12 protein-coding genes are annotated in these 17,478 nt (G+C 45.8%); 1 reads left to right on the forward strand and 11 read right to left on the reverse strand.

Annotated features, from left to right (window positions below; translation table 11 throughout):
* Positions 1 to 21: 21 nt before the first annotated feature.
* From agaR to Q0R17_RS19380, 3 genes are all read right to left on the reverse strand, one after another.
* Positions 22 to 810, reverse strand: coding sequence for a transcriptional repressor AgaR (gene agaR, locus Q0R17_RS19370; RefSeq protein ID WP_293938081.1), 789 nt, complete (start codon positions 808 to 810; stop codon positions 22 to 24).
* A gap of 450 nt (positions 811 to 1,260) precedes the next feature.
* Positions 1,261 to 1,725, reverse strand: coding sequence for a CreA family protein (locus Q0R17_RS19375; RefSeq protein WP_293938083.1), 465 nt, complete (start codon positions 1,723 to 1,725; stop codon positions 1,261 to 1,263).
* Positions 1,718 to 2,770 carry an oxidoreductase gene (locus Q0R17_RS19380; RefSeq protein ID WP_293938085.1) on the reverse strand — a complete coding sequence of 351 codons (1,053 nt, stop codon included), beginning with the start codon at positions 2,768 to 2,770 and terminating at the stop codon, positions 1,718 to 1,720. The genes Q0R17_RS19375 and Q0R17_RS19380 overlap by 8 nt, the downstream gene beginning before the upstream one ends.
* 385 nt (positions 2,771 to 3,155) lie before the next feature.
* Here Q0R17_RS19380 and Q0R17_RS19385 point away from each other — a divergent pair, with 385 nt between their 5' ends.
* The gene (locus tag Q0R17_RS19385) at positions 3,156 to 4,283 is read left to right on the forward strand and encodes a GNAT family N-acetyltransferase (RefSeq protein WP_293938087.1); all 1,128 of its coding nucleotides are present in this window, start codon (positions 3,156 to 3,158) and stop codon (positions 4,281 to 4,283) included.
* A 28-nt stretch (positions 4,284 to 4,311) separates the two neighbouring features.
* Here Q0R17_RS19385 and Q0R17_RS19390 read toward each other — a convergent pair whose 3' ends face one another.
* The 8 genes from Q0R17_RS19390 to Q0R17_RS19425 all read right to left on the reverse strand — a co-directional run bounded on the left by Q0R17_RS19390 (position 4,312) and on the right by Q0R17_RS19425 (position 17,386).
* Positions 4,312 to 7,371, reverse strand: a complete 3,060-nt coding sequence (locus Q0R17_RS19390; RefSeq protein WP_293938088.1) for a response regulator — start codon at positions 7,369 to 7,371, stop codon at positions 4,312 to 4,314.
* A gap of 392 nt (positions 7,372 to 7,763) precedes the next feature.
* The gene (locus Q0R17_RS19395; protein WP_293938090.1) at positions 7,764 to 8,228 is read right to left on the reverse strand and encodes a cytochrome c; all 465 of its coding nucleotides are present in this window, start codon (positions 8,226 to 8,228) and stop codon (positions 7,764 to 7,766) included.
* A 41-nt stretch (positions 8,229 to 8,269) separates the two neighbouring features.
* Complete coding sequence (locus Q0R17_RS19400) at positions 8,270 to 10,504, reverse strand: alkaline phosphatase (RefSeq protein WP_293938092.1); 2,235 nt, start codon at positions 10,502 to 10,504, stop codon at positions 8,270 to 8,272.
* Positions 10,505 to 10,599: 95 nt separating this feature from the next.
* The gene (locus Q0R17_RS19405) at positions 10,600 to 11,487 is read right to left on the reverse strand and encodes an ABC transporter substrate-binding protein (protein WP_293938094.1); all 888 of its coding nucleotides are present in this window, start codon (positions 11,485 to 11,487) and stop codon (positions 10,600 to 10,602) included.
* A 327-nt stretch (positions 11,488 to 11,814) separates the two neighbouring features.
* Complete coding sequence (locus Q0R17_RS19410; protein WP_293938095.1) at positions 11,815 to 13,554, reverse strand: ABC transporter ATP-binding protein; 1,740 nt, start codon at positions 13,552 to 13,554, stop codon at positions 11,815 to 11,817.
* A 12-nt stretch (positions 13,555 to 13,566) separates the two neighbouring features.
* Positions 13,567 to 14,622: an ABC transporter permease gene (locus tag Q0R17_RS19415; protein ID WP_293938097.1), complete on the reverse strand. Its 1,056-nt coding sequence runs from the start codon at positions 14,620 to 14,622 to the stop codon at positions 13,567 to 13,569.
* Positions 14,623 to 14,637: 15 nt separating this feature from the next.
* Positions 14,638 to 15,576 carry an ABC transporter permease gene (locus Q0R17_RS19420; RefSeq protein WP_293938098.1) on the reverse strand — a complete coding sequence of 313 codons (939 nt, stop codon included), beginning with the start codon at positions 15,574 to 15,576 and terminating at the stop codon, positions 14,638 to 14,640.
* A 37-nt stretch (positions 15,577 to 15,613) separates the two neighbouring features.
* Positions 15,614 to 17,386, reverse strand: coding sequence for an ABC transporter substrate-binding protein (locus tag Q0R17_RS19425; RefSeq protein ID WP_293938099.1), 1,773 nt, complete (start codon positions 17,384 to 17,386; stop codon positions 15,614 to 15,616).
* Positions 17,387 to 17,478 lie beyond the last annotated feature (92 nt).

Here is a 17,478-nt window from a genome sequence, read left to right on the forward strand (position 1 = left end):
GGCTTACTCCTTTAAAAAACTTTATTCCGCCACAATCACGGTTACACCCATCTTTATCAGTGCCTGCCGGTATTCATCGCTAATCCCACTGTCTGTAACCAAAATATCCACTCGTGGCATTTTGCAAATGACGCAAAAACTACGTTTGCCAAATTTACTGGAATCAGCCAATAAAATAATTTGATCACAAGCCGCCAACATGGCACGGTTTAATTGCGCATCCTGAGCGTTGGTGGTGCTTACGCCAGCGAGCAAATCAATACCATCTGCACCAATAAATAATTTATTAAAGTGATGTAATCTAACGGCCTGTTCAGCCTCTGGCCCACATAAAGAATAAGAATCTGCCCGCAACGTGCCACCTGTCATCATGACGGTAAAGCGCGTATCCGCAACTAATTCGCTGGCCAGATTCAAAGCATTGGTCATTAAAGTAATTTTTTTATTGCTGGCAATATGGCGGGCCAATAAAGCTACGGTAGAACCTGAATCCACGATAATGGAATCGCCATCGTCTACCAGCTCTGCCGCTCTCTGGGCAATTAATTGTTTTGATTCTGAGCGAATATTTTCTTTTTCTCTGAATTCAAGCTCAAAAGAAAAATTTTGAGAAAGCGTTGCCCTACCATATGAGCGGCTAATACAACCACTTTTTTCTAATTCATCTAAATCATGCCGAATAGTAACGGCAGACACGCCCAATTCATTGGCCAGCACGCTAACATTGCAACTGGCATGCTGACGCAATAAATCCACAATTTTTTCATGCCGCGTTTGCATACGTTTTATGGGTAATTTTTTATCCGACATTGCAATCTCTGTTGCTCATTTGCTGAGCCGCTAAAAGTAAAGTCAGGCAGAAAGTAAATACAATCTATTCCTTCACTACAAAGCGTGTCAACGAATTAATTTTCGACTTAAAAGGTGGATATTTTCTAGTTAGCATAAGGTAGATAGTGAATAAATCACGACAAATGTAGGATTAATACGTAAAAAATACAGCAAAAAAATAGGCTAAAAACAGAGTATTTATGAAAAAACCAAGAATTATCAGCAGCACTTATATCAAAAAGAAGTAAAACTACATAAATTGTCAGCTAAGCTGCAAATATAAAAGCCAATTACAATGAAACCAAAACGAAAGCACTACACATTAAAAACTTTCGTTTCAATCCATAAAATACGTGTATTTTTTACAAAAAAAAGCGCGACTTGCGCCGCGCTTTTTTCTTATTAAGATGTGCTAGTTAGTCCATACCCCTACTTCACCGGAATCTTCACCTCACCCGCCGACACTGCCGTCACGCTGTTTTGTGGGCTGCCATCGATTAGGCGGTCGGAATAGGTGAGGTAGATGAGCGCGTTGCGCTTTACGTCCACCATGCGCACGACCTGCACTTGTTTAAAAAATAGCGATGCCGATTCAGAAAATACCTCTTCCTTCAATGGCAGCGGTTTTTTAAAGGTGAGTTTGCCGATCTGGCGACAGGCAATAGAGAACTCGGCTTTATCCTCGGCAAGGCCCAGCGAGCCTTTAATACCGCCGGTTTTAGCCCGCGACATATAACAAGTCACGCCTTCTACCTTTGGATCATCAAAGGCATCGACCTGCACGCGGTGATTGCGGCCGATCAGCTTAAACGCGGTGGTCACCGAGCCTACTTCTTCTGCCAAGCTCACGTTACTGATCATTAAGCTGGCTAAAACCAGCCACCATTTATTCATTAAATGCCTCCATAGATTGCCAAGCCCCGATTGCTGCGCTTTGTTGCGCCGCTTCTAGTACTTGCATAATAAATACGCCTTCTTCCGGCGTAACTGGGTTTTTAGCCAAGCCCAGCACCGCATCGCGAACCGCAGCGTAATAATCTGTATATTGCCCCAGCGGCATGACAATTTCTTCACTACTCACCAGATCATTCACGCTGTGATGCAATAAACCAGGCAGTGGATCCAGCCCAAAGCCTACTGCGTCTGGCAATAAACCGGCTTTAAGCTGGCTCTCTTGCGTGTCTAAGCCCTGCTTTTCAAAACTTGCCGAACTGCCGTGCAGCATATAACGCGGCGCACCGCCACTGACTAAACAGCTGGCCGATAATTTTACCCGCATGGTTGGATAGCGCAGCAGCACATGAAAATCGTCCACGGCTTGCGCACCGGCTCGGCGCTGTTGCAAATCGGCAAACACGGCTTGGGGCATGCCAAATAGCTGTAGAGTTTGATCGATCAGATGTGGGCCAAGATCAAACCACAGGCCGCTACCCAGCTCGGTATTTTCTCGCCAGCGATCACGCGTTTGCGGGCGATAGCGATCAAATTGGCTATCAAACTGGGCGATTTGCCCAAGGCGACCACTGGCAAGTAGCGCTTTTAAGCCTAAGAAATCGGCATCCCAGCGGCGATTATGAAAAATCGACAAAATCTTTTCTGAGTCTTTTGCCCGCAGCGCTAGTTCTGTCGCCTGAGCCACGGTCAAGGTAAATGGCTTATCCACCACCACATGCTTGCCCGCTTCCAAAGCTTCACAAGCCAAGGGATAGTGGCTAGCATTTGGCGTGGCCAATACCACCAAATCAATCTGAGGGTCTTTAATCAGCGCCAGCGCATCGGGCAACACCCTTGCTGCGGAATAGCGATCTGCTACTAGCTGCGGCTGGCTAGATGCCACCGCGCACAAATCTAAGCCTGGCGTGGCCGTAATCAACGGCGCATGAAAAGTCTGCCCCGCATAGCCAAAACCAACCAAGCCTACTGCTAAATTCTGTTGCATGTTTTTTCCCTTATTTTGTCCACACAGCGGCCTAATCCATATTACCTGTGGACCGGTGGAATTACCCCACCCTATTCAACCTATACGGCTCGTAAAACAGCAAGATTTAAGCACAAAAAATAACTTACCTTATGACTACAAAATAAAAACACAATCTTTCACCATTAAAACAAAAAGCCACAGCCATCACTTCGTAGGCAAAATGGAGGGCGCTGCTTTATCTTGGGCGCAGCAAGCAGCGCTCCTCCCTTATTTATGATGTTGCTTCGCTTGCAGACTCGCCTATTTATGTACTCTGCCCCCTCCTTTATGTATAAGAACTGGCAATAGTTGTTATTTAGTTGATAGCGACGTCCAATCCCACAATCACCCACATGGAAACGGCATGATTCGCCTTCACTCGCAAATTACAGAGCTTGCAGCCACTGAATGGGATGCGCTGGCTGGCACGCAACCTTTTGTAAGCCACGCCTATCTAGCCGCACTAGAGCAAACGGCAGCCGTGGGTGGGCGTAGCGGCTGGGAGCCTTGCCATCTAGCCGTAAGGGATGAAGCACAGCAGCTCATTGGTGCAATGCCTTTATATCGAAAAAGCCATTCCTATGGCGAATATGTGTTCGATTGGGCTTGGGCCGATGCGTATCAGCGCCATGGCTTAGATTATTACCCCAAGCTAATCAGCGCGATTCCCTTTACGCCAATTACTGGCCCTAGGCTGCTGGCAAACGACGATGCCACGCGGCAAATTTTGCTTGCGGCTGCCGTGGCAATTGCGCAAGAAGCAGGCGATTCATCGTTTCATCTATTGTTTCCTGAGGCCAATGAAGCCACTCTGGCGCTGCAAAGTAGCCTTATCCCGCGCTGCGATGTGCAGTTTCATTGGCTACGTGGCGATTGGCGCGATTACGCCGATTTTAGCGATGCACTCACCCGCGATAAACGCAAGAAGCTGCGGCAAGAGCGGCGCAAGGTGAGCGATGCGGGAGTAAAGATTATCCGTAAGCGCGGCAGCGAGATCAGTGAGGCAGACTGGCATTTTTTTTACCGCTGCTACAGCAACACCTATATGGAACATCGCTCAACACCTTATTTAAGCTTGGCTTTTTTCTTACAAATAGCCAGCAGCATGCCGCAAGCTTGCTTACTGGTATTAGCTTACCAAGCAGGCCAACCGATTGCAGCAGCGCTGAATATTGTTGGCCCAGATCGGCTATATGGGCGTTATTGGGGCGCGGCATGGGGGCCAGCGGGGTTTGTGGCCAATCTACATTTTGAGCTGTGCTTTTACCAAGGCATTGAATTTGCTTTGGAGGCAGGCTTAGATGCATTTGAAGGGGGTGCACAGGGCGCACATAAACTGGCCCGTGGCTTTGTACCGGTTAGCACTCAATCGGCGCACTGGCTGGCCCACGCTGGCTTTGCGGATGCCATTGATCAACACCTAGCCAAAGAGCGTCTTGCCGTAAACCAATGGCAAAGCGAACTAGCACAGCACCAACCATTTAAGCGTTAGCGCAAAAACGTTAGAAAATTTATATCAATCACGGGGATAAACCCAGAGCAGATTGAATCGAAGCCGCTTGCTTTTGCAAAGAACGACTAAGCACCTGTAAGGTTTCTTCTCTAACCTGCTGGTTTTGAACTTCCAGCTCTAAAACCCCCGCCAGCCTGAGCAAACTTTTGACCCCAAGCTTTGCAAGCTGTATTTTCAACGCTGCAACCTGCTGCTCTGCCAACGGCCAATCCAGCAGAGCTATGGCACTGCGAATATCCTTCACCCATATTGCGTGATTTAAACAAAAATCATGCAGCACCTTAAAGTAACTTGCGGCGTGGCCTTGGGCCAAACGCAAACCTTCTGCCAAATCCAAACCTAAAATATGAGCAGGCATCACATTAGGCTCAAGCAAAGCGCTACGACTAAGTGGTATCCAGCGCAATAAGGTTTTATATAATGATTCTGGATCAATCGGCTTGCTTACAAAATCATCCATGCCCGCTTGCATACAATGATCTCTATCCAACTGCATGGCATTGGCTGTCATAGCCACAATAGGTAACTGAGCTAACTCGGCAATAGCACGCATACTACGCGTTGACTCTAGCCCATCCATAACGGGCATTTGCATATCCATCAGCACCAAGTCATAAATATTTTTTTGCACCATTTCTAGAGCAATAAGGCCATTATCTGCAATATCTACAAGCAGCCCTAAGCCCTGCAACAACTCAGATGCAACCATTTGGTTCAATTCATTATCTTCAGCCAACAAAATTCTTGCGCCACGAATTTGTCTCACTTCACTTAATTCTTTTTCAAGTATTTCATTTTTCGATGGCCTTACTGAACCAAGCCCACCCATAAGATGCATTAAGCTATCAAACAATACCGAAGCATTCACGGGCTTATTGATGATTTCATGGATATGAATGTCTTTACAAGCAGGCAATACATCATCGCGCCCATAGGACGTAATCATCGCCAAATGAGGTGCAGGATCAAGGGGTAATGCTTGAATGGCTTTGGCCGTTTCAATTCCATTCATTTCAGGCATTTGCCAATCTAATAACACTATATCAATAGGTTGTGTGGTGGCGAATTGTTGAATCATTGCTAATGCTGCACGCCCTGAGCTCGCTATACTCACCACAAAGCTCATACTACTGAGCATATCCGCCAAAACGGCACACGCTGTCTGGTTATCATCTACAACCAGAATATGCTGACCACGTAGATTAATGCTTGGTAAATAAACAGGGCTAGTTTGCGCACTTAAACCCAACTTTGCCGTAAACCAAAAAGTAGAGCCTTTTCCATATTCACTATGTACCCCTACTTCCCCTCCCATTAATTCAGCTAATTTTTTAGAAATAGCCAAACCTAATCCCGTGCCGCCATATTTACGTGAGGTTGAGGTATCTGCCTGCTGAAAGCTTTGAAAGAGGCGGCTAATTTGCTCCTCTGTAAGCCCAATCCCCGTATCCCTCACGGCAAAATAAAACAAAGCATCCTCCGCGCTTATTTCCTGCAGGCGGATCAATATCTCCACTTCTCCTTGCTCAGTAAACTTGATTGCATTATTGGCGTAATTAACCAAAATTTGACTTAAACGCAGCGAATCCCCAATTAAGTAGCGCGGCACATCGGCGGCCACATCAAAAACAAGCTCTAATCCTTTATCATTTGATTTATTTGCAATTAAATTACTTACATTATCTAATAATAGCTCTAAATCAAATTCATTAGATTCAATCGTTAACTTGCCCGCCTCCACCTTAGAAAAATCCAAAATATCATTAATAATTCCGAGCAAATGTTGAGCTGATTGCTCTATTTTATTTAAATAATTTTGTTGCGGTGCGGTTAGTTGGGTTTTTAATGCCAAGTAGCTTAATCCTAGGATGGCATTCATGGGTGTGCGAATCTCATGGCTCATATTAGCGAGGAAATCGGCCTTTATCTGTGCGGCCTCTTCAGCCATTTCCTTAGCCTGCCGCATTTCAATTTCTGCTTTTTTAAGTGCGGTGATATCTCTTGCCGTGGAAACCACCCGCACCTGACCATCATCCTCGGCCAAAAAAATGGTTATTGCTACATTTATAATTTCGCCATTAGCCCTAATATGCCGAGTTTCAAAGTTAATAGGGCGGCCTGTTTCAGCGATAAATTTTAAATGACTAGGATAGTCTTCCATATCAAAATCAAGATCAAAATCTGAGACATGAAAGCCAATAAATTCATCATAGCTATAGCCAAAGTGCTCAAGAGCTGCTTTATTTGCATAGCTAACTCTTGCCGTATCTGCATCCACCCACATCAAAGGGCCTGAGTTTTCAACTACATAACTATTAAAAAGTATTTTCTTTTCTATTCTTTTTTTATCGGTCACATCTTCCAAGGTGAATTGGAGCAAAGATTTACCTTGATATTCAAATAACATTAAATACGTCATGGAATCCCAAATTTCACCATTTGGTCTTTGATGCCGCCATCCAAATACTTCCATACCATTCGCTAATGCAGAGTGATCCTGCTGCAACATTGCTGTTTTACTATCTGTACCGTCATATTGAAATGGCGCTGAAAAATCTAATGGATTTTTCCCTATTACCTCATCACGCTGAGTACAGCCATAAATCCTCACTGCGGCCATATTGCAATCAATATATCGATTCGCCTCTGGATCATGCACAACCAAGGGCCGGTGTGATTCTTGAAACAGCATTTTGTTATAGTTTTCACTTTTAATCAGTGCATCTTCAGCATTTTTTCGTTTGGTGATATCTTGATAGTAACCATTCCAAATCACCGTGCCATCTGCTTCAATTGCCGTCGGAAAACCACTAAACACTACCCAGTGCAGCGCATCATCAAAGTGAAAGCGGACAATAATTTCAATGTTTTCCGCCACCGCGCCTGCACGCAAACGCACTGCGGCTTCTCGCAAAGCCTGCTGTGCAAAAGATTTATCCTGTGGGTCAGCATTGCGCCAGCGGTGCTCAGGGTTTTTGCGCAGATCAGCCGCAGATACACCAATTACATCAATCACTCGCTCATGAATGATGTTATAGCGATGCACCCCTTGCGCACTGGTACGCATCTGAAACACTACTAGAGGCAAAACATTTGCAATATCAATTATTTGCTGTTCAGCGTACTGCACTTGCCTTTGTGCGCTTTGCAGTGCGATCCGCGCGGATAGGTAGAGCCATAGCAAACCCCACGCTAGCAAGCAAAGTAAGGCGCACCAAGCCCAGTGTAGGATAAAGTAAGCGCCAAGCAGAAGGGTAAATGAGACTAAAAACGTACTAAAAACGAGCTGCCTCGATGTTCTTTTGCCCTCCCAAATTTGGAAAAATCGTTGCAGCATATGAAACTCATCCCAAGTCAGCCAGACAGAATCAAACAAACAGAAAACAACTGTCTCCCATTCAAAATAGACTGCTGGCAAGTAAACCGCCATGAGGATGCTGTGGCCTTAATCCAAATGAATCAGCCTGGCCTAAACTGCTGATGGCAGCGTATACACGCGTTTTCTACGGCCTTGTAAGATGCACGGATATTCTCAGATTGCCCAGATTGAGCCGCAGCCTCTAAGGCAACACTTTGCTGCTGCATATTTTCTGCTGCAGCATGAAAATCTTTAGCATCCGCTTGTTGCTTACTTGTGGATTGCTGAGTAATCGCAAATTCAGCAAAGTAAGCCCAAGGCTGCTGTGACTTTTGCTTAAGCTTAATCGCTTCTTTAAGTAACTCATCTTGCTTGTAAGGCTTATCGCCATTGAGCATGGCGTGTATCGCTTCACGCGATTTCAGCATTTCTTTGAAAGTGACTTTACGTAAAGAGACGGGGGAATTTGGATCGGTGCGCTGGCAGGCAGTGAGTGCCAATAGGCTAAATAAAATCAAAATAAATCGCTGCATATCCAACCAATGTAAATAGCAAAAGGGGAGCATGATACTACTCCCCTTTTTATCAGCCAATTAAATACGCCGTATTAATCCGTTATTGTTAAATCTAAGCTCCCCGCTTTCACTAAAATCGTTTTCGATTTTTCAATGGCTTTTTGCGGTGCAACATTGCCTTCCAAGCGGGTGATTTTTCTGAACTCTGCTTTTAAGCCTGCCGCGGTTAGCTCTACTACGGTATAGCCCTGTGCATCAGTGTCGGCATATTTAATCCAAGGATTATTTGCCGCCGGTGCGGTGCCTGCCGCCTGATTGGCAAACGGATTTAGGCGCTTAATTACTTCAGCCGCTGGCACGCTAGCAACAGGAATCTTCAGTGCCGCAGCCAGCTGCCCCGCCACCATGCCATATAGCGTTTGCGCCGCAACGGATTTTTTGGCCGCTGCCAGCGCAGCAATCTGCCCACCAATCAACTCGCCCATTTGCCCAGCCAGCGTTTCATTAAAGGTATTGATTGCAGCGCTAGACAAACCGGCCGTTGGCGTAACGGCCGCAGCTGGCAATAAGCCATTTGCAATCGCCCCGCCTACAGCAGCTTTAATGGCTGTGGTATTGCTTAGATCCGTCAACCCAGCCTGCATGGCAATGCCGGCCGAAATCATTTGAATGGCAATGCCTTCGGCTGCGGCTTCTGAAGTAAAGATTAATGGCTGCACCGCAGCAGAAGCCGGATCACTCACCGCCTTGGCAAAATAGCTGTAGAAAGAATCGCTGCTGATACCAGCGGTAACTAGATCAATCATCACCGGCTTGCCGCTGGTGTAATCGTCATAAACCTGGCCCGCATAAAAGGAGTGAATATCGCCAGTAATGGCCACCACGTTTTTGATCTGATTGCTGCTTAAAAACTGCATCAGCGCTTTACGCTCGGCGTTATAGCCATCCCACTGGTCGGCATTCAGGATGATTTCTGTTTGGAAATCTTTAGGCGCCGCCGTTAGCGATTTACCGTTAACGCACATTTTAAGTAAGGAAACCTCATTACCCCACAGCTTCCATGTTGCCGTGGAGGCCTTCATGGTGTTTTGCCACCAATCACGCTGGGTTTTACCAAGGATGGAAACTAGCGCCAGCTCATCGCCCAAAGGCTTTGCCGCCGCCATTTTTTTTGCTTCAGCCGCCGCTAGCAGCGCCGTTGGCACCATATAACGCGAACCCACCGAGCTACCTGCTGCCGCTTCAGGAATCACATGATCGGCACGGTAGAGGCGCTGATCGGTCATCACCAGATGCAACAATTTACCAAAGCGGAAATCACGGTAAAGGTGGATATTCTGGAAGCCCTTATCCGTAATATCAAACTTCACATCGGCAGGCATAAACTCAAACCACGCCTGATTGGCGCTGCGGCGGCGTTCGGTTTCGTGTTTATTGTCCGCCTTGCCACTGGTAGCATCAAAGCTGCCATTGTCATAGGTGGTGGCATCGCCCCAGCAATCATCAGAAAACTCGTGGTCATCCCAGATGGCGATCATGGCAAAGCGCTCGTGCACCGCCTGCAAGCGGGCATCAGAGCGATACTGCTTATACAGGGTGCGGTAATCGGCGGTGCTATTGGCAAAGCGTGCACCGTCTTTACCATTTTTGAATGGGCCGTCCGGTAGTTTGATCGCCGTATGTAGCGCCTCTACAGCGCCTTTTTGGAAGTCTTCACCAACGGTTTCGTAAATATAATCCCCCAAATGCACCACAAAATCTAACTGCTCTTTTGCTAGCTCAGTAAAGCCAGCCCAGTGGTTAATGCTCCAATCTTGGCAAGATAAGTAAGCAAAGCGCAGCTTATTCACATCCACATCTACCGCAGGTGCAGTCTTAAACCGCCCTACTCGGCTCATGCTATTGCCAGCAATAAACTGGTAGAAATAAGTGGTGGCTGGGTTTAAGCCTTCTACTTTATGGCGAATGGTGTGATCCCACTCGGTTTTTGCCGTGAGTGCCACTTCATGAACAATGCTGGTCAGCGGCTTATTACTACCGAGTAAGGCCGATTGATCGCTACTGCTAATCACTAAACGCAGGCCAATATCTGCGGCCTTAGTTGATATCACATCGTCTGCATCGCTAGGCACCACGCGGGTCCATAGCATGATGCTGGTGGCCGCCGGATCACCCGAGGCGATGCTCTGCGGAAACTTACAAGGGATCTGCACCACGGCAGGCAATACAGCGTCATCGTCGTTGCTACTACAGCCAACTAACAACGCTGGGCCTACGGTAGAAACAGTAACAAAGCCGGTCCACTTTAAAAACTGACGACGATTCATGCTGCGCATCCAAAAGAGTAAGGCCAGCAACATAACCGAACAATATGACAAGTAAGTTAAAACAAGTGTTTCATTGAAGAAATACCAGCTCAGCCTTAATGTGCCGCCGCATCCCTCGTTATTAAACGAGGAGATAAATCATATTGCACAGGAATATCCTGCAAGGCAGTGCCCTTTTGATGCATAGCAATAATCCCTGCAGCTAACTTGCCTTGTATCTGATAATCGCCAACGGTTCCAATACTGCAATGATAAGGAATAAATGCGGCTACGCTACAAATAGTCTCAATATTAGCTTCATTCAGTGCTTGCATTAGCTCGGGTGCTATCGAAATCAAATAGCTATCTGTGGGAATAAACACCACGCTATCTTTAGCATCCTTTTGCAAACGCAACAGCTCTGATTTAATTAATGCTTTATCAGGGTTAATTCGCCAAGTTGCTAATGTCCAATTATATTGGGCGGCCACTGGTTTTAATTGCTCAGCAATCAGCTGTGTATTTTGCTCCCGTGGATTCACTGGCAGCAGCATTTTACTTCCCCTAGGCAAGTATTTACGGGCGTTAGCGATCTGTAATGGTAGCGAAACCATATTGCTTACCCCTGCCATCATTTTATTATCTTTTTTATTCGCCGACACCAGCCCTGCGCCTAAGGGATCAGCCACAACATTAAATATTAAAGGTTTACGCCCTTGCAAAAACAGCTTAGTCATCTGACTTGCAGTTGTGCCAAAGCTATATACATAGTCATATTGGGCCAAAGTAGGCTCTAGCTGGGTGCGCAATAGTGTAGCCAGCGTAGTGCGGTCCTGATTGGCGTTAAAAACCGTAATATCGGGTTTTAAGCCCAGTTTTTTCATTTCATCACGAAAACCCTGCTCCGCTGCAGTTTCCCCCCGCCATAACACCATGGCAATTTTAAGTGCATAGGCATTTACATGAATAAACCATAAACAACAAAATAATAGCACTCGCAACATAACGATCCCCCTTAACCCTAATCCTATTAACTTAACCACTTGCCATGGCTTATCGCACAATTACAAACATTGAATCATCGTAGGGCGGGTGAAATCCGCATTTTTTTCAACGTCGATCAAAGGTTGCACCCGTCCTACAAATACCGTTTCTCTTAAGTTGATAGAATTGCCCTTCACATGAGCACCTTACTTAAATTAGACCATTGCCGCCTAGTGCCCGTTCTCAAATGGATAAAGGGATAAAATTAATGATTTAAGCAGCGGGTTCCGCACATAAAAAAACCGCCCAGGCGTTTATCTGAGCGGTTTAAAATTAGCTAAAATTATTTATAAAGTAACTAAATCATCATTTAAATATTGCTTATTTTGCACTCGGCCACGGCCTTGCGGAATAGACGAGAGCAATTTTCGGGTATAAAAAGCTTTAGGATTCAGATAAATTTCATCTGCATCGGCCTGCTCCACCACTTCACCCTTATTCATCACCATCACTTGATCTGAAATATGCTTCACCACCGCCAAATCATGCGAAATAAACAAGTAAGACAGCTTAAATTCATCTTGCAAATCTTGCAGCAAGTTCAGCACCTGCGCTTGCACCGATACATCCAAGGCCGATACCGATTCATCGCAAATTAAAATCTCTGGCTTCATGGTTAAGCAACGTGCAATAGCAATCCGCTGCCGCTGCCCACCCGAAAATTCGTGTGGATATTTAGCCAGCGCAGCAGCAGGCAAGCCCACTTTATCCAGCAGCTCACGCGCTAATTTAATTCTATCCATCGCGCTGCTGCCAATACCGTGTAGCTGCATAGGCTCGGTTAAGATTTGTTCCACGGTAAAACGTGGATTAAGCGAGGCGTACGGATTCTGAAAAATAATCTGGATGCGGCGCTTATAGTCATTAAACTCACGTGCATTCATGGCAAATAGATCTTTACCATTAAAGAATGCTTGGCCACTAGTGGCTTGATGCAAGCGCACTAAAGTCAATCCAACTGTGGTTTTACCCGAGCCTGACTCGCCCACAATACCCAACGTTTTACCACGGGCTAATTTAAACGATACATCTTTAGCCGCATGGAATACTTTCTTACCAAATAGGCCTTCACGGGATTCAAAAGCTTTGCCCAAGCCTTTTACTTCCAGCACAATTTCATCGTCTTTTTTATAGCCGCGTACACGATCCGCTGGCTCTACATAGCCACCTGGCTTTAAGAAATCGTCAATCACTGCAAGGCGCTCTGGGCGGCGATCTAAGTGCGGCCTGCAAGCCAGCAGTGCCTTGGTGTAGCTGTCTTTAGGTGCATCGAAAATCTGCTCTACCGTACCCGTTTCGCGGATTTCGCCATGACGCATCACCACCACATCATGGGCAAACTCGCCAACCAAGCCCAAATCATGAGTAATAAACAGTACCGACATGCCGTGCTTTTTTTGCAGCTCGGCAATCAGTTGTAAAATTTGCTTTTGGATAGTGACATCCAGCGCCGTGGTTGGCTCGTCAGCAATCAAAAGCTTAGGCTCGCAAGCAATCGCCATGGCGATCATCACGCGCTGTTGCTGCCCGCCTGATAATTGATGCGGATAAGCATTGGCTTTTTCACTTGGATTAGGTAAACCCACTTCAAACAACAGCTCAACCGCGCGCTTGGCAGCGGCACGGCGGCCCAATCCAGCGTGAAGCATCAAGGTTTCCGCTACCTGATCGCCCACGGTAAACACAGGGTTTAACGAGCTCATCGGCTCCTGGAAAATCATCGCAATATCTTTGCCGCGCATTTTACGCAGCTCGCTACCGCTTAAACCTAATAGATTTTTACCTTCAAAGAGAATCTGGCTATCAGGGCTAATTTCAGTATTATTTGGTGGCAGCAATTGCATAATCGCCATCGAAGTCACGGACTTACCCGAGCCCGATTCGCCCACCAAGGCCACGGTACGATTTTTAGGGATATCGAAACTTACGCCTTTGATGGCACTAAATTTTTCGCCATCTTCCTGACGAAAATTCACCACTAAATTACGCACCGATAATAATGTTTCGGTATTTTCAGCAGAGGACATGTCGCGATCTCCTTATTTAACTTTTGGATCAAGCGCATCGCGCAAAGCATCCACCAACAGGCTAAACGCCGTCACCAAGACCGACATCGCAATCGTCACAGCAAGCATTTGCCACCAGAAGCCCTGCACCAATTCAGCGGGCGTTTCCGCCAGCATCGAGCCCAAGCTCACCTGACGCACACCCACACCAAAGCCAAGGAAAGACAAAATAGCTTCGTATTTAATCAAGGCAACCGTCATCAAGGAGAACTGCACCAAAAGCAAATGGCTGATATTTGGCAAAATATGCACAAACATACGACGGTAATGCGAAGCACCAATCGCATCGGCGGCTTGCACGTATTCACGGTTTTTAAGCTTCATATACTCAGCGCGCACCAGACGATAAGTACCTGTCCAGCTAGTCAGCGCCATCACCATAATAATAGTGCTAATCCCACGCCCGCTTACCGCAGCAAAAGATAAGAGCAAGAGCATATCGGGAACAGAAGTAAAGATGCTGTAAAACCATGTAAAGAAGTCATCAACTTTTCCGCCAAAATAGCCAGAAATCGCTCCCAAGGTCGTGCCAATACTCAGCGCCAACACCGCACCAAAAATACCAACAAAAATAGAAGTTGAAGTGCCTTTAATGGTTTTTTCAATCACACCACGGCCACGTAAATCCGCACCAAACGGCATGGTTTCTAGCTTGGCTGGGCTGTTATCCGCATACTTTGCCGTGTTTTTCTGCGCGGCTTCCAGCTCTTGAGCCAGCGGGTCTTCTGGAGGCAGCATGGTTACAATCGGCTGCGCTTCAGCCACCGTTGCCGTTTTTGCTGGCAACTGCTCGTCTTTATCCTTAGTAATCCAAGAAGGGGGTGCGTAAGGCACGGCTACTTCTTCGGCCCAATTGCTTGCAACGATATTCAGCCAACCACCTACGGCAATCAACAAATAAGCCACGACCACCCATAGCGCAATAAAGCCAACCTTATTACGCTTTAAGCGCTGCCAACCCAATGCCCACAAACTTTTAGACGCCGGTTCAATCTTCAACCCCGGCACAGCTTCAACAATTGCATTCATAAGTTTCCCCAGGGTTTATTTAAGTTGAACGCGTGGATCAATTAATTTGTAAACCAAATCGGCCAACAAATTAAAAATCATCGTTGCAATCGCAATATAAATGGTGACAGCTTTAATCACTGGAAAATCGCTTTTATTAACGGCCAGCAATACTTCATTACCCATACCTGGAATACCAAAGAAGCTTTCCAGAATCAGCGCCCCCATCATTAAAAACGGCAATGCCATCATCACATTAGTAACGACAGGAATCATCGCATTACGCAGCACATGCTTAAGCATAATTTTAGATTCTGACAAACCTTTTGCCCTAGCCGTACGCACATAATCATTATTCATTTCTTCAATAAAAAAGCTGCGATAGAAACGAATATCTGGGCCAATAGAAACCATTAGACCCATTAATAATGGCAAAGGCACATAAACCATTAAATTGGTGAATAAGGAATCACCCCAGCCGCGCACCGGAAACCAAGCCAATTCATAAGCAAGGAAATACTGGCCCACCACGATATACACCAAGGCGCTAATCGACATCGCCACGGTACAAGCAATCGTCACAATGCGATCGGTTACACCGCCCCTAAAGTAAGCCACCAATGCGGCCAAAGGAATGGACACCAGCAAGCTTACAGCCAGCAAAGCACCGGTTAAGGTTAAGGATGGGCCAACACGGCTCGCAATCATCTGCGATACCGGCTGCTGGGTAGACCAAGACGTGCCAAAATCTAAAGTCAGTACTTGCTTTACAAAAATCAAGAACTGCTCTGGCAGACTTTTATCTAACCCTAGTTGGGTACGAATATTATTTAATACTTCCTCGGTTAAATGCTTACCACCCAAGATTAAACTTGGATCGCCTCCCACCACAGAAAATAGGATAAAAACCAATAACATCACCCCGAAGATAGTCGGGATCATTTGTAAAACACGGCGAATAATATATGCGAGCATTATTTTTCCTTAGCCACAAAATATGCAAAATGAGTCATTATTTTTGAATATCCAAATAACGCCACAGCGTATTAAATTGTGGATGGGGTTTATAGCCCTTAATCCAAGCATGCGTTAAGTAGTTATTAAACCGTGTATCGCCCATAACCCAAGGCGTATCTGCCATCATCACTTTATTCATTTGATCATACAGCGCATTACGCTCTGGGCTATCGACCATTTTTTGTGATGCTTCATATAATTTATCGTATTTAGGCGAGCTATAGCAGGCATAATTTTCGCTACCAATATTCTTGCCATAGAGCATCATAGTGAAATTATCGCCATCGGGATAATCTGCCAGCCATGCCGCGCCATCCATACCATAGGTGCAGGTACGCAATGATTTAACTTGCTCATTCCATTGCATTTGTCTAAATGCCACTTTGACTTTAATTTGGTCAAAAGCTTTTTGCCAATATTCATTCCACTGCTTATCAATACCTGTAGTGCCGGTAATGAAATCAACCACCAAAGGCTTGCCATCGGGTAGATGACGCTTACCATCAGCACCCAATTTATAACCAAACTCATCGAGCAAGGCATTCGCTAAAGCGGGGTTATATTCAAATGCCGCTCTAAAGTTAGGATTATGCCCAGCCACATTCGGCGGGATAATATATTGCGCTTTTACCGCCTGGTTGCGGCGAATATTACGAATCGTATCTGTAGTATTAAAAGACATTGCAATTGCGCGGCGTAAAGCAATTTTCTCTTTACCCAAGCCCCCCAAGACAGGGTCTTTCATATTAAACACATAGTAGGTAATTTCTTCACCCAAATCGCGGTGAAGTTTAATCCCTCTTTTCTTTAAATCTGCTTTTAAATCAACACGCCAAGGATCATTAGGATCGAGCAACATAGAGCCACGCACCAGCGGCTGTGGCATTTTACTTATATCCAAATCACCATTTCTAAATGCCAGCCAACTTGGTTGCTCTTCTTGAATGATTGAAACTTCAATTCGGCCCACTTCAGGAATAGTTTTGCCATTCATTTCTTTAGCGAGCTGCTGATCGCCAATATCATCGCCCGGCTTATAGGCAATAATGTTTTTTCTATAATAGGGATTTGCCACTAGAGAAATATGCGTGCCTGGCTTCCACTCACTCACCATATAAGGGCCAGTACCAACAGGGTGCGACATCGTATTATCGGCGTAAGCCTCTATGACTTCGCGCGCAACTGCGCCCAAATGCGGCATAGCTAATACATACTGCAATGCCGGATAAGCATCTTTAAGCGTTAATTGCAAAGTATAGCGATCAAGGGTTTTAATCCCCTCAACGGTGACGTCGTAATCTAATTTGCCATTCTTGGCCGTTTTAACCCATTCATCCAAGCCAATGAATTTACCGGCAATTAAATAGCCAGTTGGGGAGCCGGTAGTAGGATCTACCAAGCGTTTTAATGAATAAACATAATCAGCCGCGGTTAATTCACGCGTTTGGCCCTTAAATACCGGATCAGGCGCAAAATAAATGCCTTTTTTAAGATGGAAAGTTAACACCTTGCCATCTTCACTGACCTTTGGCATTTCAGTCAGTGTATTCGGGATGAGCTTGGATGGCCTTGCCATAAAGTCATAAGTGAGCATGGGATCGAATACGTTTTCTGTAATCGAGCTGGAATACACATCAGACACCTTCGCCGGATCAAAACCGGTTTCAGGCGCAGGAAATGCCACCCGCAATACCTTGCTCATATCCGCCGCCAATACTGGCTGGCTTAATAGCGCCCCCGCTATGGCGATGCTTAATAGTTTTTTCATCACCGTCTCCTCTTCTATCCGTCATTTATTACATGGCAAGCAGATTTATCTTTTGAATAAAAAACCCACCAAAATCAAAAGCAGGGCAGGCA

The sequence above is a fragment of the Iodobacter sp. genome (assembly GCF_025352645.1).
Lineage (GTDB): Bacteria > Pseudomonadota > Gammaproteobacteria > Burkholderiales > Chitinibacteraceae > Iodobacter.